Annotated in this window: 19 protein-coding genes and 2 riboswitches; of the genes, 18 read left to right on the top strand and 1 reads right to left on the bottom strand. The window is 44.5% G+C overall.

Features of this window, described 5'->3' with window-relative positions:
• The first annotated feature begins 202 nt into the window (after positions 1-202).
• Both G636_RS0109630 and G636_RS0109635 read left to right on the top strand, forming a co-directional pair.
• Positions 203-1,342, top strand: coding sequence for a hypothetical protein (locus G636_RS0109630; protein WP_196803078.1), 1,140 nt, complete (start codon positions 203-205; stop codon positions 1,340-1,342).
• 100 nt (positions 1,343-1,442) lie between these two features.
• On the top strand, positions 1,443-2,246 hold the full coding sequence (locus G636_RS0109635; protein WP_026507885.1) for an alpha/beta fold hydrolase: 804 nt from the start codon (positions 1,443-1,445) through the stop codon (positions 2,244-2,246).
• 61 nt (positions 2,247-2,307) lie between these two features.
• On the opposite strand, the gene G636_RS0109640 is transcribed toward G636_RS0109635, so the two are convergent.
• Positions 2,308-3,642: an alpha-glucosidase/alpha-galactosidase gene (locus G636_RS0109640; protein WP_035779392.1), complete on the bottom strand. Its 1,335-nt coding sequence runs from the start codon at positions 3,640-3,642 to the stop codon at positions 2,308-2,310.
• Positions 3,643-3,896: 254 nt separating this feature from the next.
• On the opposite strand from G636_RS0109640, the gene G636_RS18060 reads away from it, so the two are divergent.
• The 16 genes from G636_RS18060 to G636_RS0109720 all read left to right on the top strand — a co-directional run bounded on the left by G636_RS18060 (position 3,897) and on the right by G636_RS0109720 (position 22,802).
• Positions 3,897-4,703 (top strand): AraC family ligand binding domain-containing protein, encoded by an 807-nt coding sequence (locus G636_RS18060; protein WP_035779394.1) that lies wholly within the window; start codon positions 3,897-3,899, stop codon positions 4,701-4,703.
• Positions 4,704-5,175: 472 nt separating this feature from the next.
• Positions 5,176-6,543, top strand: a complete 1,368-nt coding sequence (locus G636_RS0109650; RefSeq protein WP_026507887.1) for a redoxin domain-containing protein — start codon at positions 5,176-5,178, stop codon at positions 6,541-6,543.
• Between the two features lie 123 nt (positions 6,544-6,666).
• Positions 6,667-7,482, top strand: coding sequence for a hypothetical protein (locus G636_RS0109655; protein ID WP_026507888.1), 816 nt, complete (start codon positions 6,667-6,669; stop codon positions 7,480-7,482).
• Between the two features lie 95 nt (positions 7,483-7,577).
• A riboswitch (TPP riboswitch) is annotated at positions 7,578-7,682 on the top strand.
• A 99-nt stretch (positions 7,683-7,781) separates the two neighbouring features.
• The gene (gene thiW, locus G636_RS0109660; protein WP_026507889.1) at positions 7,782-8,315 is read left to right on the top strand and encodes an energy coupling factor transporter S component ThiW; all 534 of its coding nucleotides are present in this window, start codon (positions 7,782-7,784) and stop codon (positions 8,313-8,315) included.
• Complete coding sequence (gene thiM / locus G636_RS21080; protein ID WP_081668356.1) at positions 8,312-9,763, top strand: hydroxyethylthiazole kinase; 1,452 nt, start codon at positions 8,312-8,314, stop codon at positions 9,761-9,763. Before thiW ends, thiM begins: the two co-directional genes overlap by 4 nt.
• Complete coding sequence (gene thiD, locus G636_RS0109670; protein WP_026507891.1) at positions 9,754-10,554, top strand: bifunctional hydroxymethylpyrimidine kinase/phosphomethylpyrimidine kinase; 801 nt, start codon at positions 9,754-9,756, stop codon at positions 10,552-10,554. The genes thiM and thiD overlap by 10 nt, the downstream gene beginning before the upstream one ends.
• 66 nt (positions 10,555-10,620) lie before the next feature.
• The gene (gene thiC, locus G636_RS0109675) at positions 10,621-11,922 is read left to right on the top strand and encodes a phosphomethylpyrimidine synthase ThiC (RefSeq protein ID WP_051226836.1); all 1,302 of its coding nucleotides are present in this window, start codon (positions 10,621-10,623) and stop codon (positions 11,920-11,922) included.
• A gap of 52 nt (positions 11,923-11,974) precedes the next feature.
• A riboswitch (FMN riboswitch) is annotated at positions 11,975-12,089 on the top strand.
• A gap of 174 nt (positions 12,090-12,263) precedes the next feature.
• Entirely contained in the window at positions 12,264-13,361 is a 1,098-nt protein-coding gene (ribD, locus tag G636_RS0109680) for a bifunctional diaminohydroxyphosphoribosylaminopyrimidine deaminase/5-amino-6-(5-phosphoribosylamino)uracil reductase RibD (RefSeq protein ID WP_026507893.1), read from the top strand.
• Complete coding sequence (gene ribE, locus G636_RS18065; protein WP_035779396.1) at positions 13,361-13,984, top strand: riboflavin synthase; 624 nt, start codon at positions 13,361-13,363, stop codon at positions 13,982-13,984. Before ribD ends, ribE begins: the two co-directional genes overlap by 1 nt.
• Positions 13,954-15,150 carry a bifunctional 3,4-dihydroxy-2-butanone-4-phosphate synthase/GTP cyclohydrolase II gene (locus tag G636_RS0109690; protein ID WP_026507894.1) on the top strand — a complete coding sequence of 399 codons (1,197 nt, stop codon included), beginning with the start codon at positions 13,954-13,956 and terminating at the stop codon, positions 15,148-15,150. Before ribE ends, G636_RS0109690 begins: the two co-directional genes overlap by 31 nt.
• Positions 15,151-15,153: 3 nt before the next feature.
• Positions 15,154-15,618, top strand: a complete 465-nt coding sequence (ribH, locus tag G636_RS0109695; protein WP_026507895.1) for a 6,7-dimethyl-8-ribityllumazine synthase — start codon at positions 15,154-15,156, stop codon at positions 15,616-15,618.
• A gap of 96 nt (positions 15,619-15,714) precedes the next feature.
• Positions 15,715-16,431 carry a hypothetical protein gene (locus G636_RS0109700; protein WP_026507896.1) on the top strand — a complete coding sequence of 239 codons (717 nt, stop codon included), beginning with the start codon at positions 15,715-15,717 and terminating at the stop codon, positions 16,429-16,431.
• A 93-nt stretch (positions 16,432-16,524) separates the two neighbouring features.
• Positions 16,525-17,298, top strand: a complete 774-nt coding sequence (locus G636_RS0109705; RefSeq protein ID WP_026507897.1) for an SDR family NAD(P)-dependent oxidoreductase — start codon at positions 16,525-16,527, stop codon at positions 17,296-17,298.
• Between the two features lie 130 nt (positions 17,299-17,428).
• Positions 17,429-19,999 carry a PEP/pyruvate-binding domain-containing protein gene (locus tag G636_RS0109710; protein WP_026507898.1) on the top strand — a complete coding sequence of 857 codons (2,571 nt, stop codon included), beginning with the start codon at positions 17,429-17,431 and terminating at the stop codon, positions 19,997-19,999.
• Positions 20,000-20,348: 349 nt separating this feature from the next.
• Positions 20,349-21,590, top strand: a complete 1,242-nt coding sequence (locus G636_RS0109715) for a DegT/DnrJ/EryC1/StrS family aminotransferase (protein ID WP_242826951.1) — start codon at positions 20,349-20,351, stop codon at positions 21,588-21,590.
• A 3-nt stretch (positions 21,591-21,593) separates the two neighbouring features.
• Positions 21,594-22,802 (top strand): glycosyltransferase family 4 protein, encoded by a 1,209-nt coding sequence (locus G636_RS0109720; protein ID WP_026507900.1) that lies wholly within the window; start codon positions 21,594-21,596, stop codon positions 22,800-22,802.
• Positions 22,803-22,804: the final 2 nt, after the last annotated feature.

A 22,804-nucleotide genomic window follows, 5' to 3' on the forward strand; every position in this document is an offset into this window, starting at 1 on the left:
CTCACTCGCTGCCGTGGTCTAACCAGCGCTGCTGCAGAAGTTATTTCCCTCGTACACTGCGTGAAATAATCTTCTGCAGCAGCGCTGGTTTGATTCATGATAGCGAGTGAGCATCGTAAAGCTTATATGTTTCTTATAATGTTGATTATGATTTGTGATATCTATATCATATTAAGTATACGACATAGCCGATTTGGATAAAATGCTTGGGAAGGAAGTTTTGGTGGTGGATAAGAACAAGCGAATTGGAAAAAAGCTACTTAACTGTCTCGCAATGATCATTCTGGTGATCGCAGGCGTAGTAGCTGCTGCAAAGATATGGAATATATATACAGAAAGCAGGGATAAGGAACGTGCAGAAAGCAATGCTCTTAGTTATATAGAAAGGAAATACGGCTTCACTCCCGTTATCGTAAGCAGCAAGCGATATATCAGGCACGATTATGATTTTGGGCTGTTCATAAGCCATACATCCAAGGCTACTGATGAATACCGCGTTGATATGATGTATGATGACCGGGCTTTTAGTGTTTTTATCCCTTATACTCATGAGACAGATGAGGGAAGGGATGATTATCAGAGCGATGAGATATGCTCTGCCATAGAGGATGGAATCGCATCGTACTTTGACGGCGAGGTCCTGGCTGTGGATAATTACCAGGATAATAAGATATTGAGCAGGTATACTGTTTCTGAATATTATGATGGAACAAATATAGATGCCTTTACCGGGGAGTACAGAGATTATTATATCTATACTACAGGGGCTGACCTTGCAGATACTGAACTTTCCAAGCTTTCAGAAGACTTGGGGGCTGATAATATATATATCTTTGACTGCAGGTCCAAAGAGGCTTTTGGAGAATTGTATGAGCAGGATCCCTTTGAAATCCTGATACCTAAGATAGCAGACATATCCATAGACAGCTGCCTGCCCTATCTGGATGAGGTCCTGATAGGGAAAGGCGGCCCGGAGAAAGAGTATCAAAAGGTCCGGCTTGGAGAATATGGCGGATTTATCTATAGCGCTGACAAGGCAAGTGATATTACAATCAGTGAGACTTTAGACCTGGACCCTGTCAAATGGGATAAAGACTGGATAAAAGAAGCTGTGACAGAAAGCTGCTCTCTTTCAGCTGACGGTAAGCTCATAATATACTATCCAAAGGCAGCAGGAGCTGATGCCGGTCAAAAACTGACCCTTCTCTATACATATATTGATAAGGATGGCGCCCGAATATATAAGACCAGTCATGACAGTTCTGTATCTGATAGCTACTACATGTTTTATATAAGCGAAGAAGAAATAAATGGTCTGGTATTTGCAATGGCAAGCTATTAAGTCAGATGATATGGAATTAATGCTTGTAAGATACCGGGCTGGGTCCGGATCATATACGGCTGATCCACATTAGACATAAAAACGCGGGGAGGACTGGCAAATGAGGAAAAACGGCTGTGTGGAAGTAGGTAATACTGATATGTATTATGCGGCTTTTGGCGAAGGGGCAAAGATACTGGTTGTATTACCCGGTTTATCAGACGGCTTTTGGACCGTAAAGGGGAAAGCATGGCTCCTTGCAGGTTCATACAGGCGTTTCTTTAAAGACTATACAGTCTATATGTTCAGCAGGAAAAATGATCTTCCAAAGAAATATACAATAAAAGAGATGGCTGATGATCAGGCGCTGGCAATGAAAAGCCTGGGGATAGATAAGGCTATGGTCATGGGAGTATCCCAGGGCGGGATGGTGGCCCAGCTCCTGGCAGCAAATTATCCGGAACTGGTGGAGAAACTGATACTGGTGGTGACAGCTCCCTATGCCAATGACACTATAAAAAGCGTAGTTTCAAAGTGGATAGATATGACAAGTTCGGATACGCATGCGGCTCTCATGCTGGATACAGCTGATAAGGTATATACCAGGGAGTATAACGAGAAGAATGGTAAATACCTTTCTCTGGTAGCCGGATTAACAAAGCCTGCAAGCTATGACCGCTTTCTATCCAATGCTAATGCGATACTTTCTTTTGACGCGAGAGAAGAGCTGCCCAAAATAACATGTCCAACCCTTATCATGTCAGGAAACAGGGATGAAACAGTTGGAAATGATGCTCCATATGAACTGAATGCAGGTATTGCAGGCAGTGAACTGATGATCTTTGATGGCCTGGGACATGGCCTTTTTGAAGAAGATAGGGAATTCTATAATAAGGTATATGATTATTGTGAGTCTTATAGATAAAATGCTCCCCGGAGAAGGCATTATATAGTCTGCTCCGGGGAGTATTTTTGAAAGGAAAGAATCATTTGTACATTGACATATATTCGCCGTGAGCTTCTATGAGTTCATCCATCATCTTCTTCATATCAGAGATTGAGAGAGCGGCAGCGCATCTGGGCTCTAGCATTATGGCGCGGAGGATATCCTCTTTTCTCCTGGTTCGGGCAGCCTCTATGGTGAGGAGCTGGGCATTTATATTGGTCATGTTCATGGCTGCAAGTACAGGCGGTAGGCTTCCTATGCGGGTAGGGTGGATACCGTATGCGTCTACCAGGCAGGGCACTTCTACGCAGGCATTCTCAGGAAAGTCTGCTATAAGGTGTCCGGTATTAAGGACATTACCGCCTATGGAGTAGGGCTTTCCCGTTACAACAGCTTCCATGATGTAGGAGGCGTACTCGCCTGAACGCTCATGGCTGAGCTTATTGTCGGAGAGGAGCTCATTGCTCCTGCTCTCCCAGTCTTTTATCTGATTTATGCAGCGCCTTGGGTACTCATCCAGAGGGATGTTGAATTCATCAATAAGCTCCGGGTATTTCTCTTTGATATAAAAAGGATTGTATTCAGCGTTGTGCTCACTGGATTCAGTACAGTAGTAGCCAAGCTTATCTATATAATCATAGCGGACCATGTCATTATGCTTTTTTGTCTTATTTTTCTCCGCGGCCCTTCTTTTGATCTCGGGATAGAGGTCATTGCCGTACTTATCCTGTATAGACAAGAGCCAGGCCATATGGTTGATGCCTGCTATGAGCTCTTTTCTCCCTTCCAGCTTGTCCTCCATGTCAAGAGCGGATAGGAGTCCGTGGGAGCAGCACTGTACGCTATGGCAGAGGCCTACTGTCTTGATGCTGCTGTAGCGGCTGACATAGCCTGTGAGCATGGCCATGGGATTGGTGTAGTTCATAAAGAGGGCATTCGGGCATACCTCCTCCATGTCACGTGTAAAATCTTCCATGACAGGGATGGTACGAAGGGCACGCATGATGCCGCCTATACCCATGGTGTCGGCGATGGTCTGACGTATGCCGTATTTCTTAGGGATCTCAAAGTCAATGATGGTGCAGGGATCATAGCCGCCTACCTGTATGGTATTGACTACAAAGGTAGCATCTCTGAGAGCATCCTTTCGTTTGTTCGGGCCCAGGTAGGAGGATATCACAGCCTTGCCGTCATTGACGTTTTTGTTGAGAGTAGTGATCAGACGGTAGCTCTCCTCCAGCCTCTTGCCATCAATATCATAGAGGGCTATCTCGCAATCCTTTAGCGCAGGAGTAGATAATACGTCTCCTGCAACATTCTTGGTAAATACAGTGCTTCCGGCACCCATAAGGGTGATCTTGAGTTTCGGGCTCATAGGATCAATTAACCTCCGTTTGTAATATGACCTTGCTTTCATGCATATTTGACGCAGCAGATTGGGCATGAAAGAAGGTTGTTGGCCTTTCTTTGGTAAAAAGATTAAATTGCTGCTATTTGTATATATTTGATTCTTATATACTATTTGCTTTAAAGCTAAATAAATCATAACATATAGATGTATCAATTCTATTGGATAATGGAATCTATATTTGGTAATAGGGAAGATGCATCAGGCGAAAGGCGGGAAGGATGAATGTAAAGAGTAAGCACATTGTAAGAGAACAGATCATGGGACAGCGCTATGCAGGGCGTAGTATATACAACGACCTGCTACCTGTCATATATGGCTACGAAGCCTGCAAGCCAGGGCACAGCTTTGGACCGGCAGTGAGATCCCATTATCTATTGCATTATGTACTTGAGGGAGAGGGCGAGTTTATTAGAAGAGGAGAGACCTACAAGGTTCATAAGGGAGATATCTTCGTGATAGAGCCTGATGAAGTGACCACCTACAGGACTGGAAATATAAAGCCTTGGGAATATTCCTGGCTGGGCTTTGAATTTTTGGGAGGGCAGCATCCTGCCTGCCTTGATAGTCCCGTGATCCATAAGGCACCTGTAAGGCAGATATTTACTCAGATCAAAGAGCACCTTTCAGATGAGGAATATAACGAGAGGATATTCATACTCTGCTGCGAGCTTATGATGACCCTCTCTGCCCGCACAGGCAGTGGCAGCAGGGACAATGATTATGCGGAGTATACCAGGAACTATCTTGACAGAGTCTATATGCAGCATGTGACCATACAGGAGATCGCAGACTCCCTTTTTATAGACAGGAGATACCTCACAGCACTCTTTCATGACAGCTTTGGGCTATCACCCAAGGAGTATCTTACAGAACTAAGGCTAAGGAAAGCTACAGAGTTTCTGGAACTGGGCTACAGCGTCAGCGAGACAGCCATGATGACAGGCTTTGGGGATATAGCCAACTTCTCCAGAAAATACAAAGCCTACCACGGTGTCTCGCCCTCAAGGACCGGGAAAGGCAGGTAAGACATGTTTGTTCACTAGCTGGGAGAAAGGATAGATGCTGCTGCATAAGTTATTATCCACGTTCGCAGTACTTCAAATGGTGTTTTACTTTATTCTTCCGCAGCCTTCCTTTTAATGCGCCACACTCGAAAAAACTCCGGGCTTTCAGCCCGTTCAGACAATTTTCTCGTGGGCGCTTTGAAGGCTGCGTATGAAGAATAAGTAAAACCTATATTCTTGGATAAAGCTTCCAAGAATATAGTCCATTTGAAGTAAAGGCTCACTTTGTATAATAACTTATGCAGCAGCGTGCTGGCATTTTATACAGTGAGTGAACTTAAGTAAGTTTTTTCTTACCTGCTTAATATTTTCTGCGTACTTGATAAGAAAATTGTACTGCCTGTATCATAGATAGAGATGATTAATAGTTATAGCAATGAACTGCAGAGTGAAATATAGATTATTGTAAATGATTGTGATTTTAGGAGATGCTATGGATCTTTCATCAAATATCAGTTTGCCATTTATAACAGTTTTTATTCAGGGGCTTATCAGCTTCTTCTCTCCCTGTGTGCTGCCTCTTATCCCTATATATCTGGGATATCTCTCAGGTGGTACGGCCTCAAGGGATGAGGATGGGAGATATCATTATGACCGCAAAAAGGTCATGGTAAATACCATCTTTTTTGTTATAGGGATCAGCTTTGCTTTCTTTCTTCTGGGTATAGCTATGACAGGTATTGGCAGGTTCTTTAGTGGGAATCAGCTGCTCTTTGCGAGGATAGGAGGCGTCATAATATTTTTCTTTGGCCTCTATCAGCTAGGATTCTTTGGAGATAGCAGGCTCCTTAGTGCTGAGTACAAGCTGCCCATCAGGCTGGACGGTATGCAGATGTCTCCAGTGACAGCGCTTATAATGGGCTTTGTATTTAGCTTTGCCTGGACTCCCTGCGTGGGCCCTACTTTGTCCAGCGTGCTGATACTGGCTTCATCAGCCTCCAGGACTGCCACGGGCTTTATGCTCATAGGGGTGTATACACTGGGATATGTGATACCCTTTATAGCTATTGGCCTATTTACTTCCCAGCTCTTGGAATATCTGAGCAGACACAGGAATATTGTGAAATATACAGTGAAGATAGGCGGAGCATTGATGCTGCTCATAGGTCTGCTCATGTTCACAGGGACCATGAATGACATCAGCGGCTATATGACCAGGATCACAGCTTCGAATAGCGCTGGTATGGATGTGAAAGATACTGACTATGACAGCAGTGATGAATCAGAAGATGTTCAGTTTGATAATGATACAGCCACTCAGTCAGAGGATGCTATAGAAGATGTAGATACATCTGATGCAGCTAATGTGGATAGATCAGCTGATGATGATGCTGATACTGTTGCGGAGGAGGAACTGATCCCTGCTCCGGATTTTACTCTTACAGATCAGTATGGTGAAACCCATAGTCTGTCTGATTACAAGGGCAAGATCGTATTCATGAATTTCTGGGCGACCTGGTGCCCGCCATGCAGAGAAGAGTTGCCATATATCCAGGAGCTCTATGAGGAATATGCTTCCCTTGAGGATAGTGACGTGGTATTTCTGGGAGTGACCTTCCCGGATCTGGGGAGTGAGACCAGTGTCAGCGGCGTGACTGAGTTTATGGATGAGAATGGATATAGCTTCCCTGTACTTATGGATACTGAGCACGAGCTTATGGCGCCTTATTACATCACGTCCTTCCCCACTACCTTTATCATAGATCCTGATGGTAAGGTGCTGGGCTACATACCAGGAGGTATGACGAAGGATATCATGGAGGATGTGATCGCTCAGGCAAGGGATATAAGCGGATCATAAAATGGAATAAATATGTTTATTTTGCTGCTCTAAGTCTTCACTAAATGGGGCGCAGTCATTATACTATACTCTCGTAGTGATCATATGGCAGCAAATGCTGCAAAGGAGAGTGTGTAAATAATAATGATTGATGCTTATGAAACTGAAAGAAGAGAAAAAATCGTAACTGTATGGAATGTGATTACGGCGTTTGTGATGCTATCCCAGGTAGGGGCAATCATCTTAAGACATACAAATGTGATCAGCCCAAAGATCATGTTCATGCTGCTGGGTACCCTGCCGTGGATCAGATTTATATATGCACTGATCTTTTCAGATATAACAGTATGGAATGAATATAACAGGAGAAAAAGTGAGCACCAGGTAAGGAAGACCAAAGAGTGGAAAAGGACTCATATATGCTTTTTCACCGGCTATGCTTTTATAGTACAGGACATCATCTTCATCTATGATATCTTTGCAATGATGATGGAGATACAGATACACAAGGGTTATAAAGTCCTGCTTATGATCTGGCTGGCAGTACTTGTGCTGATGCTGCTCATAGGATATATGCGTATAAGCGATGATGAGAAGAAGCTGCAGATGGGCTATTATGGTGTTCTTATGGCAATATTTATAGGACTGACTGTTAATACCAGCTGCTACTATCTAAGCAGTGCTCCAAGGTACGAAAAATGCTCATATCTGTCCAGGTCTTATAGCAAATCCAGGAAGGGACCGGCCACATATTATGTGACTGTAGAGCTGGCAGATGGCAGTACAGCAGAGAGCGAGGTTAGTAGTAGCCTCTATAAGGCTGCTAGTTATACCGATCTGGTAGCCAGCATAAGTGATGGCCCTTTTGGCATCGAGTATCTTAGAGTACACGAATTAACCCCGCATTATGATTGGGGCGAAGTGCTAAAGAACAGGATTGAAAGTATCAAAAACGAGTGAATTGATATATTTGTCACTTGACATCCCTAAATATCCGGATAAAATAGGAAAGGTCGAGAGGCTGTGACGGTTAGTATATAACCGCATGGTAATAACTAAATAGTAGCGGGAGCTTGTATACAGGCTGAGAGGAAGGTGTGACCTTCGACCGAGAACCTGATTTGGATAATGCCAACGTAGGGATGCCTGTTTAGAGCATAGTGAATAGGAATAACACGTACGGAGTACCCTGTCGGGTGCTCCGCTTTTTTGATGCATTTTCAGGTGTATCAGAGTTTCCTGCTGACGGGAGGAGAAATATGAGAAAGTACAATTTGCTTCGAATGGTGATGATGGGAATGCTAATTGCAATAGGCGTGGTGATATCACCGCTCCTTAGAGTGGAAGGTATGTGCCCCATGGCTCATCTGATCAACATTACTGCAGCAGTGTTTCTGGGACCTGTAGATGCCTTTGTGGTAGCGCTTTGTATAGGCGTGATCAGGATGGCAGTGATGGGGATACCACCTCTTGCTCTTACGGGAGCAGTGTTTGGGGCAGGCCTCTCCGGGATATTGTACAAGCTGTCAAAGGGCAGGATCTGGGCTGCAGTAGTGGGAGAGATCATAGGTACAGGTATCATAGGTGCTATAGTGTCATATCCTGTTATGACCTATATCTGGGGAAAGACCGGCCTGACCTGGCTCTTCTACGTTCCTTCATTTATCTGCGGTACTCTGATAGGTGGCAGTATTGCTGCAATATTTCTGTACCAACTGCAGAGAATGGGAGCTCTTAGCGTTATAAGGCAGAGACTGGGATCATATAAAGAGACAGAAAGGAGAGCTGCATGATAGTGCATGAGGATTTATCCATAGCCGGGGATCACATAAAGGATATGCGCAGAAAACCTTTGATACACATTATTACCAATCCCATTGCAATGGCAAGATCAGCCGATGCTGTACTTGCAGTGGGAGGAAGGCCTATTATGGCAGAGCATCCCGGGGAAGTATCAGAGATCACAAAGACTTGTGATGCCCTTTTGCTCAATCTGGGCAACATATCCGATGTCAGGATGAAGGCGATGACACAAGCTGCGGAAACGGCAGATGAGACAGCTATACCCGTGGTAGTGGATGCTGTGGGTGTAGCATGCTCAAAGCTTAGGCTGGACTATATGAAGGGGCTTCTAAAAAAGCACAATATCACCGTGATCAAGGGTAACTATTCCGAGATCAAAAGTCTCTATGATGAGCAGTACAGATCTTCAGGAGTGGATGCGGCACCTGACCTTACTATCGAAGAGATAAGAGGCTGCGCCATTGAAATATCTGCAAGGTATGGAACGATCGTGGTGGCAACAGGTGAATGGGACCTTGTTGCTTGGGGCGATGAATGTGTGGAGCTGGCAGGAGGCAGCAGTCAGATGGGCAGCGTGACAGGCACGGGATGCATGCTGGGAGCTGTTATAGCAGCATATCTTGGTCTGTATGATCTGCCTGACTATTCCATGCGCAGACATATGGATACTGTGATCAGAGCCTGCAGCTTTTTTAAGAATTGCGGAGAAGAGGCTGAGACCGACAAGGGCGGCGGGAGCTTTTTGACTGCTCTGGCTGATGCCCTTGGAAGAGGACATACTGTATCCTCTGAAATAAGGACGGAGAGGAGAGCCTTGGATACCAGCATGTATCTTATCACTGACAGCAGCGGCTGCAATGAAGAGGAATTTCTGGAGAAGGTGGAGGATGCTCTTAAAGGCGGAGTGACCATGCTGCAGCTAAGGGAAAAGGATAGGAGCTGCGCAGACTATATAGATCTGGCGATCAAGGTCCATGATATAGCAGCGGCATATAATGTGCCCCTTATCATAGATGACAGAGTGGACGTGATGCTGGCAAGCGGAGCTGAAGGAGTGCATCTTGGAGCTGAGGATATGCCCCTTGAAATGGCCAGGAGGATCATAGGTCCCAAAAAGATCCTGGGTGCTACTGCCAAGACTGTAGAGGCAGCAATGGCAGCTGAGAAGGCAGGGGCGGATTATCTGGGAGTAGGTGCTATCTATCCTACTACAACCAAGGTAAAGACAGTGCTCACGCCTGTGGAGACACTAAAGGATATATGCGGATCGGTATCCATACCTGTCAATGCTATAGGAGGCCTTAATGCTGATAATCTCTCTGTGCTAAAGGACAGCGGAATAGCAGGAGTATGCGCCGTATCTGCTATCATGAAGGCGCCTAGCCCAAGAGAAGCGGTATCCGTAATGAAAGGAGCTGCATGGGCAATATGCGGGTAGTCCTGACAATAGCAGGAAGTGACAGCAGCGGCGGCGCCGGAGTGCAGGCAGATCTCAAGACTATGACAGCTATAGGTGTATATGGCATGACCGCCATCACTGCCCTGACAGCTCAGAATACCATGGGGATCAGCGGGATCATGGAGGTGAGTCCTGATTTTGTCACGGATCAGATAGATACATCCATAACTGATATACCACCTGATGCAGTGAAGATAGGTATGCTTCCCAGGAGAGAGCATGTGATAAGGGTGGCAGATGCAATTAAGCGATATAGCCTTAAGAATACTGTCCTGGACCCTGTGCTCTCATCTACTTCCGGAAGGAGTCTTACTGCTGACGGTGCCTTATCAGCAATGAAAGAATATCTTTTGCCTATAGTAAGCCTGATAACTCCCAATCTGCCTGAAGCAGAGCAGCTTACCGGTATGAAGATAGAGGATAGGGATGCCATGGAGAGAGCTGGGCGTTTCCTGACAAGCAGCTATGGATGTTCTGTACTGATAAAGGGAGGGCATCTAAAGGGGGATCCTTGGGATCTGCTATTTATAGATGACAGGATCATAAGCTATCCCGGGGAGAGGATCGACAATCCCAATACCCACGGGAGCGGCTGTACCCTGTCATCAGCCATAGCTTCATATCTGGCACTGGGCTTTGATATGCCATGTGCAGTTTCAAAGGCAAAAGAATATATTACAAGAGCAATAAGTGCAGGGCTTGATCTGGGTCGGGGGAACGGCCCGATGGATCATATGCTTGGCAGCAGGAATGACATATTATCAAAATAATGATCTATATACTTGATGAATAAGTAATATAGCTTGGCTAAATAATTGATCACAGAAAGGATAAATATGAGCTATACAACACAAATGGACGCAGCAAGGCAGGGCATAATAACTCCCGAGATGAAGACTGTGGCAGAGAAGGAATACAGAAGCGAAGAAGAGATAAGGGGACTTCTGGCAGCAGGCCAGATAGCTATACCGGCAAATAAGCATCATAAGTGTATCAATCCCGAAGGCGTGGGCAGCATGCTCAGGACCAAGATCAATGTAAATCTGGGAGTATCCAGGGATTGCAAGGATCATGACATAGAGATGGAGAAGGTAAAAGCGGCTGTGGGCATGGGAGCAGAAGCTATCATGGACCTGTCCAGCCACGGAAATACACAGCCTTTTCGCCGGAAGCTGGTGGCAGAATGTCCTGCAATGATAGGTACTGTTCCTGTATATGACAGCGTGATCCATTACAAGAGGGATCTGGCCAGCCTCACAGCCAGGGACTTTATAGATGTGGTAAGGCTCCATGCGGAGGATGGCGTGGATTTTGTGACGTTGCACTGCGGCATCAGCAGGAAGACCATAGAGCAGATCAAAAAGCATAAGCGCAAGATGAACATAGTCAGCAGAGGAGGGTCACTTATTTTTGCATGGATGACCATGACAGGACAAGAAAATCCTTTCTATGAGTATTACGATGAGATACTGGAGATATGCCGTGAGCATGATGTGACTATATCTCTGGGAGATGCCTGCCGACCGGGCTGCCTTGCAGATGCATCGGATGTGTGTCAGATTGAAGAGCTGGTACGCCTGGGAGAACTGACAAAGAGAGCCTGGGACAGGGATGTACAGGTCATGGTGGAGGGACCTGGACACATGCCTATGGATGAGATAGCTGCCAATATGAAGCTGCAGCAAAAAATCTGTATGGGAGCTCCCTTCTACGTACTGGGGCCTCTGGTTACAGATATCGCTCCGGGCTATGACCATATCACATCGGCAATAGGCGGCGCCATTGCTGCGCAAAACGGAGCTGCCTTTCTCTGTTATGTGACTCCTGCAGAGCACCTGGCACTGCCAAATGTGGAGGATGTTAAGCAGGGCATCATAGCTTCCAAGATAGCTGCTCATGCTGCAGATATTGCCAAGAAGATCCCTCATGCCATAGATATTGATAATGCCATGGCTGAAGCAAGACAGTGCTTTGACTGGGAGAGGCAGTGGGACTGCGCCATAGATCCCGAGACTGCAAGGGCCATAAGGGATGACCGCGCGCCTGAGTATGATGATACATGCTCTATGTGCGGCAAGTTCTGTGCTGTGCGCAGTATGAATAAGGCATTGAACGGGGAATATATAGATATTCTTTGACAATAATATATTGACAGGAAGTATATGCTGTCATACAATAGCGACAATTGAATCAATTCTTCAGGGCAGGGTGTGATTCCCTACCGGTGGTATAGCCCACGAGCCGCAAGGCATGATTCGGTGAGATTCCGAAGCCGACAGTATAGTCTGGATGAAAGAAGATATTAGTTTATTTATGTGACTATGTAAGCTCTGAGATATTTTATCTCAGAGCTTTTTTAAAACTAAATAAACTTATTTTGCCCCGGAGTGATCCGGGGCTTTTTTATTAGATCAGGCAGTGAGTGGTAATTGCTGCGGCTGGGAGAAGCATGGACCTGATGATGAAAATGGAGGAGTAGATGAAAGATATCGATTATATGAGACGGGCTCTGGAGCTTGCAAAGATGGGCGAGGGCTTTGTAAGTCCCAATCCTATGGTAGGCGCTGTGATAGTAAGGGACGGGATGATAATAGGCGAAGGCTATCATGAGTGCTACGGCGGCCTTCATGCAGAGCGAAATGCGCTCAAAGACTGCAGGGAAAAAGGCTATGATCCGGAAGGCGCTACCATGTATGTAAGTCTGGAGCCCTGCTGTCACTACGGAAAAACGCCTCCCTGTACAGAATCCATCATAGAAAGCAGGATAGCAAGGGTGGTCATAGCCTGTCTGGATGTGAACCCGCTGGTAGCAGGCAAAGGGGCAGAGATCCTAAGGAAAAATGGCATAGAGGTAGAAGTGGGGCTCATGGAAGAGGAAAGCAGCTACCTTAACCGTGTTTTTATCAAATATATGTCCACAAAGCTCCCTTATCTGGTCATGAAATATGCCATGACAGCTGATGGCAAGATAGCAACATCAAAAGGCGAGTCAAAGTGGATAACAGGGGATAAGGCAAGAGAAAGAGTACACGGCCTTAGGAAAAGCCTGTCAGGGATCATGGTCGGGGTATCTACAGTGATCGCAGATGATCCTTCTCTTGATTGCAGATTGCAGGAGGAAGCACGTGACCCTGTGAGGATCATATGTGACAGCAATTTACGGACTCCCCTTGATGCTAAAGTGGTGACAACTGCAAGGACTATCACAACAGTTATCGCTACTGCCGCTGATGACAGAGACAGGATCGCTGAATATGAAAACAGAGGCTGCAAGGTCCTGCAGCTTCCAAGGACTGATAAAGGCGTTGATCTAAAAGTGCTAATGGCAAAGCTTGGAGAAATGGGGATTGACAGCATCCTGCTGGAAGGAGGCGCAACTATCAACTACAGTGCCTTAGAGAGCAGGATAGTGGATGAAGTGCACATCCACATTGCCCCAAAGCTTTTTGGCGGAAGCGGTAAATCTCCTGTAGAGGGGGCAGGCATATCGGATATAAATGATGCAGTCAGATTAAAGCCTGCAGCAGCATATTGGGCTGGAGAAGATCTGATCATTGAGAATGAGGTGCTTTATTGATGTTTACAGGAATTATAGAGGAGCTTGGAAAGGTCAGGGAGCTAAACAGGGGCAGCAGGCAGCAAAGACTGACAGTTGAATGCAGTAAGATCCTTGAGGATATCCACATTGGAGACAGCATTGCGGTAAATGGCGTGTGCCTTACCGTGATAGACCATGATAAGAACAGCTTCCTGGTTGATGTGATGAATGAGACCTTTGTGCGATCAAGCCTTGGAAGTCTCCAAAAAGGCAGTAGTGTAAATCTGGAGAGAGCTATGCCATCCAATGGACGCTTTGGAGGACATATAGTCTCGGGACATATAGATGGCACAGGCAGGATAAGAGCAAGGCGGGAAGATGGAAATGCTGTATGGTTTGAGATTAAGGCTGGCCCTGAGATCATGAGATATATCGTGGAAAAGGGCTCTGTAGCAATTGACGGCATCAGTCTGACTGTGGCAAAGGCCACAGCTGTGAGCTTTTGGGTATCGATCATTCCCCATACGCTTGGAAATACGGTCCTGGGTGATCGTAGAGTGGGAGATACTGTGAATCTGGAAAATGACATAGTCGCAAAATATATAAATAAAGCGCTTGAAAAGGAGATGTTATGGAAAGAGCTATCATTGAACAGGCTATAAAAGACCTGAAAGAGGGCAGGGTCATCATGGTGATGGATGACGAGGGCCGGGAAAATGAAGGGGATTTTATCTGCGCTGCAGAATTTGCCACAAGAGAAAATGTTAATCTTATGGCATCAGTTGGAAAGGGCCTTATATGCATGCCCATGAGCGAGGAAATTGCTGCAAGGCTCTCGCTTCCGCCCATGGTAAGGCACAATACGGATAATCACGAAACTGCATTTACCATATCTATTGATCATGTTGATACGACTACGGGTATTTCTGCAAAAGAACGTGCTTTTACTGCCAGGAGCTGCGTCCTGGATGATGTAAAAGCCAGTGATTTTAGAAGACCCGGACACATGTTTCCCCTTGTGGCCAAAAAAGGCGGAGTCATAGAGCGTCCGGGACATACCGAGGCTACTGTGGATCTGATGAAGCTGGCAGGACTCAAAGAATGCGGTCTATGCTGCGAGATCATGGCTGATGATGGCAATATGATGCGAGGCGATGCACTGAGAAAGCTGGCAAAGGATATGGGCATTACATTTATCACCATTCCCCAGCTTGTGGAATACCGCAAGGTTTATGACGAGCTTGTAGAGTGCGTTTCCATTGCCAAGATGCCCACAAGGTACGGCGAATTCATGGCGCACTGCTATATCAACAAGATAACCAATGAGCATCATGTTGCTCTGGTAAAGGGTGAGGTTGGAGATGGTAAGGATCTGCTCTGCCGCGTACATTCCGAATGCCTCACAGGTGATGTATTTGGTTCTATGAGATGCGACTGCGGTCAGCAGTTTGATGCAGCCATGAAGGCTATCGCCAGAAAGGGCAGGGGAGTCCTCTTATATATGCGCCAGGAAGGCAGGGGGATAGGGCTTGTAAATAAGCTTAGGGCATATAAGCTGCAGGATGAAGGTATGGATACTCTTGATGCAAACATTGCCCTTGGTTTTCCGGGAGACCTGAGAGAGTATTACACAGGAGCACAGATACTTAGAGACCTGGGTATACATTCCCTTCTGCTGCTCACCAATAACCCTGACAAGGTATATCAGCTTGAGGATTATGGAATGGAAATATCAAGAAGGCTGCCTATTGAGATGGAAGCAAATACTTATGATATCAGATATTTGAAAACCAAGAAAATACGCATGGGACATATGTTGGAGGTGTAAAGAATGAAGACTTATGAAGGAAAGCTGGTTTCATCAGACATTAAAGTAGGAATTGTAGTAGCGAGGTTCAATGAATTCATAACCTCTAAATTATTGGGAGGAGCGATTGACGGACTAAAACGTGAAAATGTAAAAGATGAGGATATCGAAGTGGCATGGGTACCCGGTGCGTTTGAGATCCCTCTTATTGCCAAAAAGATGGCAGACAGCAAAAGGTACGATGCTATCATCTGTCTTGGCGCTGTGATCCGCGGTGCAACTTCTCACTATGATTATGTATGCGCAGAGGTATCAAAGGGTATAGCCCAGGTAAGCCTTAATGCTGATATCCCTGTGATGTTTGGGGTATTAACAACTGACACAATAGAACAGGCTGTTGAACGTGCAGGCACAAAGGCAGGAAATAAAGGCTTTGAGTGTGCCCAGGGAGCAATAGAGATGGTGAATCTCATTCGTTCGTTGGGATAAAATAATTATCATTAATTCGATAATTTCTTCTATATGTGATAAAATACTGAACTATGGGTTGGGTATTTTATATTGGGGTTTTAGGGAGGAATTGTCATGCCAAGAATAATCTATTTATTTGTAATGATGATCATGACTCTGATACTGGCGGCCTGCAGTAATAAGCCGGACGGATCCGCAGATCCTGGTGCTGAGGAAGCAGCTATGGCAGAAAACGGGTCAGATGCAGCCGATGATCAGTCGGGAGCTGGCGATGAAGTGGCTGGTGAAGACGAAGTGCTTCCTGAAGCCAGAGCTCTTAATGATGGCGAGGGCATAGCTCCTGATCTTGATATCAGCGGATGCGACACTTTTACACAGATAGTGGATCGTAAGCTGGAAGACGGGATGGGCTATGATAATGTCAGGATTGGCGAGGAAGATGTGCTCCTGGTATCAAGCGGATGTTTTGACAATGACGGCAATGGTCAGATGGCAGCGATAGATTCCACTATCTATATGTATACTGATGATTCCATAGTAATGATAGGTAAGGTCACCTGCGGAGGCACAGCATATCCCCTTTGCGTAAAGGATGGATATCTGATCTGCGGTGCTAACCACTGGATCAGCAAAAGTACTATAAAGGATGGTAAGCTCCTATTGGTAGATGAGTCCTGGGCAGAATTTTCCGAAGACGGAGAAGATGCTTATTATCATTATGATGTAGAAAAAGATGAGGTATCGGTAGTCAGCGAAGAAGAGTTCTGGAAGAGCTTTGATATTTTGGAAGATGCAGAACTTATTGAATACGCGGTGGTTCATAGGGATTGATATAGACTCAAGAAATAAAATGACATTTGTGCTATGATAAAAACAGTTAGACTAAGTTAATATAAGTTGTATTATTTTTAGAAAGGAGCATATATGAAAGATTATTTTGATCTCAAGGGACAGGTTGCTGTTGTAACCGGTGCGTCCACGGGACTTGGCGTTCAGATGGCAAAGGCGCTGGCTAACCAGGGAGCGAACATAGTATGTATGGCACGTCGTCAGAATCTCATTGATGAAGTTGCATCTGAGATCAGCAAGGAATATGGAGTAGAAGCCATAGGAGTTAGATGCGATATTACTGACACTGAGGCTGTCGAAAAGGCAGTGGATACTGTTATGGAAAAGTTTGGAAGAATAGACATTCTTATCAATAATGCAGGAACAGGTGCTGTAGCACCTGCTGAGGATATCACAGATGAGCAGTTTGCCAATGAAATGAATATTGATCTGTTTGGATCGTTTAAGGTAGCACGTTCTGTTGCAAAGAAAGCGATGATCCCAGCAGGTTATGGACGCGTGATAAATATTGCATCAATGTACGGCTTGGTAGGAAATAAGATAGCCGGTTCAGCACCTTATCATGCTGCCAAGGGCGGTGTAGTTAACCTCACCAGAGCACTTGCAGCAGAGTGGGGCAAGTATGGTATAACTGTTAATTCTATTTGTCCCGGATATTTCTATACACCACTTACACAGGAAACTCTTGATTCGGACTTTTTCCAGGCAAATGCTAAAACTATGATTCCTATGGAAAGATATGGAAATGAAGGCGAACTGGATTCCGCTGCCATTTTCCTTTCTTCTCCTACATCAAGTTATGTTACCGGTGTAATGCTTCCGGTTGATGGCGGATATACATGTATGTAATATAATATCTAAGGCTGTATTGTAGTAAAGGAATATGATATCATTATAAAAAGCAAAGGTGCTTACAGAAATGTAGGAGACCTTTGCTTTTTTTCTATTTATAGAAAACAGGTAGCAGGAGGAAGTGGCCATGGCAGCATTTGAAAGAATACTCTCCGGAATACCGGAAATGGACAAGGCTCTTGATAATATCAGGCTTGGAGACAATGTAGTATTCAGAGTTTCTGACCTTTCAGAGTTTAAGCTCTTTGTAGATCCCTATTTAGAGCAGGCCAAAAAGGACAGGCGAAATATCATTTATTTCAGATTTGCCACTCATGAGCCGCTGGTTGAGGATTGCCCTGAGGTAAAGACATACAATGTGCCTCTTACCCATCGCTTTGAGACCTTTACAGTAGATATCCATAATATTATTGCCAAAGAAGGTAAAGATGCTTTCTATGTATTTGACTGCCTGTCAGAGCTGCAGATACGATGGGCTACTGACCTTATGATGGGCAATTTCTTCAGAGTGACCTGCCCCTTTCTCTTTATACTGGATACTGTAGCTTTTTTTCCCATAATCAGGGGCAAGCATTCTTTTTACGCAATAAATAAGATCCTTAATACTACGCAGCTCTTTTTGGATGTGTATTCCGATTCAAAAAATGTATATGTGCGTCCTGAGAAAGTATGGAACAGAAATTCTGAGACCATGTTCCTTCCCCATATCTACAGGAAGGACAAGGGGAGCTTTGGGCCGATCCTGGACGGAGTCCAGTCCAGCCGATTCTATCAGCTTCTTGATAATTTTCAAAGGCCCGGAGAAGATCAGTATATTGATTTTTGGGATAAGTTTTTTAATAAAGCCAGGCTGCAATATGACAATGATATGGACATGACTGACTCCTGTAATGTGATGTGCAATATCATGATGACCAGAGATGAGAAGATGAGACTTATGGTCAAAAAGCATTTTAAGCCCGAGGACTATTTTACAGTCAGAAGCCATATGATAGGAACAGGGCTCATAGGGGGTAAGGCATGCGGCATGCTGCTGGCCAGGGCGATAATCCGTAATGATAGCCCGGAGATAAATGAGGTGCTTGAACCTCATGATTCATTCTTTGTGGGCTCGGATGTTTATTATACCTATATCGTCGACAATGAATTCTGGGATCTGCGCATTCGTCAGAGAACGGAGGAAGAGTATTTTGCCCTGGCGGATGAATTTGCAGACAAGCTCAGGCAGGGTTCATTTTCCGAGGATCTTCAGACTCAGTTTAAGCGTATTCTGGAATATTATGGCCAGGATCCCTTTATAGTACGCTCAAGCAGTATTCTGGAGGATGGATTTGGTAATGCCTTTGCAGGTAAGTATGAATCAGTTTTTTGTGCTAACAGGGGTAGCTTGGAAGAAAGGCTCGATGAATTTGAGAATGCTATAAGAACTGTTTATGCAAGTACAATGAGCCTTTCTGCGCTTGATTACAGAAAGAGAAGGGGACTAGACAAAAGAGATGAGCAGATGGCACTTCTGATCCAGAGAGTGTCAGGCTCTTATTACGGGCCATACTATATGCCCTGCGCCGCAGGAGTGGGCTATTCTTATAGTCCATATAAGTTTCTGGCCGGTATAGACCAAAAAGCAGGTATGTTAAGACTGGTCATGGGACTTGGAACATCAGCTGTGGACAGGACTATGGGCTCGTATCCAAGGCTTGTGAGTCTGGACATGCCCGAGCGCACTTCCTCTGTAACTGTGACGGAGAAACACCAGTTCTCCCAGAGGGCAGTGGAGGCTATGGATGTAAGTGATCATGTGCTTAAACGCCTGGAACTAAAGGATATTGAGAGTAAGCTCCCTATGTATCTGATGAACACTCTATTGGAACATGATATTGATGTGGAGAATTCACTTAAAGAGCGGGGGATATATCGTGATATAAGATTTATTTCCTGCCGGGGACTGGTAAAGAAGCAGGTCTTAATGTCTCAGATGCAGATGCTCATGCAGATAATCCAAAAGGAATATGAGCATCCGGTGGATATTGAGTTTACCATGAATCTCTCCGAGAACGGAGAATATTCTATAAATCTCTTACAATGCAGACCCCTTCAGGTAGCAAGGGATGCAGCAAATGTATCGGTGCCCGAAAATGTCAGTGAAGAGGATATCATCCTTGAAAGCATAGGTTCTTCAATGGGACTTTCAAGAAATATGCCTGTGGATCTTATAGTGTATGTGGATCCCAAGAGATATTACAATATGCCCTATGCTGACAAATCGCGAATTGCCAAGGTCATAGGTAGGGTGAACTGGGCGTTTAGAGATCAGGGAAGGCATATGATGCTGCTGGTACCGGGACGTATCGGGACTTCGTCTCCTGAGCTTGGTGTGCCCACATGCTTCTCTGATATCAGCGAATTTGAAGCGGTATGCGAGATAGAGGAAAAGGAAGCAGGCTACAATCCGGAGCTTTCTTATGGGAGCCACATATTCCAGGATCTGGTCGAGTCAGATATTCTATACACAGCTGTATTCTCGGGAGAGAAAACAGTTCATTTTGCACCGGATAAGCTTGAGGGGGACAGAAATATAACCCTGGAATTTACCGATACCAAGGGAGACGAAGAGATTGTAAAGGTATACGACATGAAGGACTCCGAATGCGTACTTTACTATGATCTGGAAAAGAATCATCTGCTTGTAAAGAAATAAGCCTCTAAAGCTGATTCATGACAGGAAAGTTGGTTAATGAGTCATAAAGTGGAATGACGTTATATCTGAATCTAAAACACTAAAACCCAATACATCTATCCACATAGACCAGTACTGACGCCAGTCGCTAGTGGTCTATTACTTTGCCCAAAACCAGGTGCGCAGGACAGGGGAAATGGACCACAAACCCCGTCCCTAGGTAAAACTGAGGGCCTCTTTATATATGGTATGTCAAAAGCCCTATGAAAAGTGAGAGTTTTTACAAAATAGCCTTAACATGGTAATATGTATTCTGCTTTGTTAGAGCTATTTTGGTGTTTGACAGCAAGGTAGTTTTGGTGATTTTTTTATGGGCAATGTTATGATTGGTAATTTGATCAAGTACAGCAAACAATTGAATAATAATGACGTGTTTATGAATGAAGCGTTGCAGATGGAAAAAGCAGCTAGTGTCGGCAAAAGAATTCGCCTGTTTTATCCCAAATATCATGTCGAGGAATGCCTTGCTCAAATCAGAGAATGTCTTGAAATTGGCTGGACAGGCAATGGCTTTAAAACTGAACAGTTTGAAGAGGTATGGATTAAATATACAGGGCAGAATAATGCACTGTTTCTGAATTCTTGTTCAGCTGCTTTGGAACTGGCACTAGATGTACTTAAGACAGAGTACGGATGGGATGATGGCGATGAGGTTATAACTACTCCAAACACTTTTGTATCCACAAATCATGCAATACTTCATAATGGGCTGAAACCGGTTTTTGCAGATATTGACGACACAAACTGCCTTGATCCTTTAGATGTTGAACGCAAGATGAGCCAGAAAACTCGTGCTGTTCTTTTTGTCGGAATAGGCGGAAATGCAGGCAGATATCTGGATATTGCAAAGATTTGCATGGAAAATGGTCTGAAGCTTATTCTGGATGCTTCTCATATGGTTGGTACAAAGATTAGGGGAGAGGTCGCCGGAAGGGAAGCAGATGCGGTCTGCTATTCGTTTCAGTCAGTAAAGAATCTTACGACTGCTGATAGTGGTATGCTCTGTTTTAACAAGCCGGAATTAGGTAAGCAAGCCAGAAAAAAAGCCTGGCTAGGGATTAACCAAGGAACCTATGAACGTAATTCTGAAAATGCTTATCGTTGGAATTATGATGTGGAATATATAGGTTATAAGTATCAAGGCAATTCTGTTATGGCAGCTATGGCTTTAGCCCAGTTTCAATTTCTTGATCAAGATAACGCTATAAGGGATAAAGTAGCATCATATTATGATGAAAAGCTTGCGCCATACAGAAATCTTGCAATTCCTGTCCGAATCCCCAACGATTGCAAGTCTTCTCATCATCTGTATCAGATACTTGTAGATGATCGGGATCGGATGATTGATAGAATGAATGAAGCGGGTATAGAATGCGGTGTTCACTATGTTTCCAACACCAGATACAGCATGTACAGTTACGCTAGAGGAACATGCCCTAGGGCTGAATACGTGTCAGATCATGTCATTTCATTGCCTATTCACGCAGCTCTGACAGATTCAGAAATACAATACATTATAAATACCCTTATTGGGATACTAAAAGAGGAATGAAAAATGAAAATAGGATTAATAAGCGAAGCATATCCACCTATGTCCGGCGGAGTTGCAACATCTGCTCAAAGAGTAGCCAGAAATCTTGTAAAAGCAGGAAATGATGTTACTGTTTTGACATTCGAGAATACACATGAAGTGACAGAGCAGGATTTGCTTATCAGGGAAGAAGATAAGGGTGTCACTGTATATCGGATCGGGCCGTTTTTTCTAAAAAATCCCACCATTCCTGCCGGAGGTGTATCTGAGAAATATAAGGCGGTATTAAGACGAAGAGCATTTAATCAGATGATCAGAATCCTAAAAGATGATATGCCGGATATACTGTTGTCATTTTATGTTATCAATGCAGGCTTCATCGCCCAGCTTGTGGCCAATGAATTAAAACTTCCGGTAGTTGCGGGGGTTAGAGGAAATGATATAGGACGAAATATATTTGATATCACTCGTTTTGCTCCTGTGTATTGGGTCATGGACAGTGCTGATGCTATCGTATGTGTTAACAATCATTTGAGAAATCGGCTTCTTATAGCGTATCCGGATATGTATAAAAAGAGTCTTGTAATAAAGAACTCGTATGATCTTGCTAGTCTTAGAAAGACAACTGACAAAACCGGCACAAGGGCTGATCTTGTTGAAAAATACAACTGGAATAAAGAGGACCTGATTCTGAATTTCACAGGATCTTTAAGAGAGAAAAAAGGTGTTGTGACGCTCTGCCATGCACTGGACATTATCAATGCTCAAGAAGACAAAGTGCGTCTTCTGGTTATAGGACCTGATCTGGGCAATGTTGAAAGGAAACTTATAGGGGATATTTGGGACAAACTGAAGGAGAAAAATATCATACAGGTGACTGGGCAATGCGACAGAGCTGAAGTACCTCGTCTTATAGCAGCTACCGACGCAGGATGCTTCCCGAGCAGTGATGACGGAATGGCAAACGGAGTTTTGGAAAACATGGCTTTAGGTATCCCGGTGATCGGAACTGAAATATTTGGAGATGTACTGACAAATTTACATGATGGGATAATTATACCCGTTGATGATAAACAGGCTCTTGTCGAAGCTATTCTTACCCTTTATGCTGACAGAAATCTGATCAGTATTATGGGAAAGAAAGCTGAAGATACGATAGCCCATGAGTTTACACCTGAGATTGAGGCAGAAGCATATATTAGACTATTTAATAAAATATTGAAAAGAAGATAAAA

The sequence above is a fragment of the Butyrivibrio sp. MC2013 genome (assembly GCF_000424585.1).
In the GTDB taxonomy this organism is placed as follows: Bacteria; Bacillota; Clostridia; order Lachnospirales; family Lachnospiraceae; genus Butyrivibrio.

What these genes read in the sequence shown, in the direction of transcription:
- G636_RS0109640 (WP_035779392.1), bottom strand. Translation starts at nt 3,642, where the DNA reads ATGAGCCCGAAACTCAAGATCACCCTTATGGGTGCCGGAAGCACTGTA.
- ribE (WP_035779396.1), top strand. Translation starts at nt 13,361, where the DNA reads ATGTTTACAGGAATTATAGAGGAGCTTGGAAAGGTCAGGGAGCTAAAC.
- G636_RS0109650 (WP_026507887.1), top strand. Translation starts at nt 5,176, where the DNA reads ATGGATCTTTCATCAAATATCAGTTTGCCATTTATAACAGTTTTTATT.
- G636_RS18060 (WP_035779394.1), top strand. Translation starts at nt 3,897, where the DNA reads ATGAATGTAAAGAGTAAGCACATTGTAAGAGAACAGATCATGGGACAG.
- G636_RS0109630 (WP_196803078.1), top strand. Translation starts at nt 203, where the DNA reads ATGCTTGGGAAGGAAGTTTTGGTGGTGGATAAGAACAAGCGAATTGGA.
- ribD (WP_026507893.1), top strand. Translation starts at nt 12,264, where the DNA reads ATGAAAGATATCGATTATATGAGACGGGCTCTGGAGCTTGCAAAGATG.
- G636_RS0109710 (WP_026507898.1), top strand. Translation starts at nt 17,429, where the DNA reads ATGGCAGCATTTGAAAGAATACTCTCCGGAATACCGGAAATGGACAAG.
- thiM (WP_081668356.1), top strand. Translation starts at nt 8,312, where the DNA reads ATGATAGTGCATGAGGATTTATCCATAGCCGGGGATCACATAAAGGAT.
- G636_RS0109690 (WP_026507894.1), top strand. Translation starts at nt 13,954, where the DNA reads ATGGAAAGAGCTATCATTGAACAGGCTATAAAAGACCTGAAAGAGGGC.
- thiW (WP_026507889.1), top strand. Translation starts at nt 7,782, where the DNA reads ATGAGAAAGTACAATTTGCTTCGAATGGTGATGATGGGAATGCTAATT.
- G636_RS0109655 (WP_026507888.1), top strand. Translation starts at nt 6,667, where the DNA reads ATGATTGATGCTTATGAAACTGAAAGAAGAGAAAAAATCGTAACTGTA.
- ribH (WP_026507895.1), top strand. Translation starts at nt 15,154, where the DNA reads ATGAAGACTTATGAAGGAAAGCTGGTTTCATCAGACATTAAAGTAGGA.
- G636_RS0109635 (WP_026507885.1), top strand. Translation starts at nt 1,443, where the DNA reads ATGAGGAAAAACGGCTGTGTGGAAGTAGGTAATACTGATATGTATTAT.
- G636_RS0109705 (WP_026507897.1), top strand. Translation starts at nt 16,525, where the DNA reads ATGAAAGATTATTTTGATCTCAAGGGACAGGTTGCTGTTGTAACCGGT.
- thiC (WP_051226836.1), top strand. Translation starts at nt 10,621, where the DNA reads ATGAGCTATACAACACAAATGGACGCAGCAAGGCAGGGCATAATAACT.
- thiD (WP_026507891.1), top strand. Translation starts at nt 9,754, where the DNA reads ATGCGGGTAGTCCTGACAATAGCAGGAAGTGACAGCAGCGGCGGCGCC.
- G636_RS0109715 (WP_242826951.1), top strand. Translation starts at nt 20,349, where the DNA reads ATGGGCAATGTTATGATTGGTAATTTGATCAAGTACAGCAAACAATTG.
- G636_RS0109720 (WP_026507900.1), top strand. Translation starts at nt 21,594, where the DNA reads ATGAAAATAGGATTAATAAGCGAAGCATATCCACCTATGTCCGGCGGA.
- G636_RS0109700 (WP_026507896.1), top strand. Translation starts at nt 15,715, where the DNA reads ATGCCAAGAATAATCTATTTATTTGTAATGATGATCATGACTCTGATA.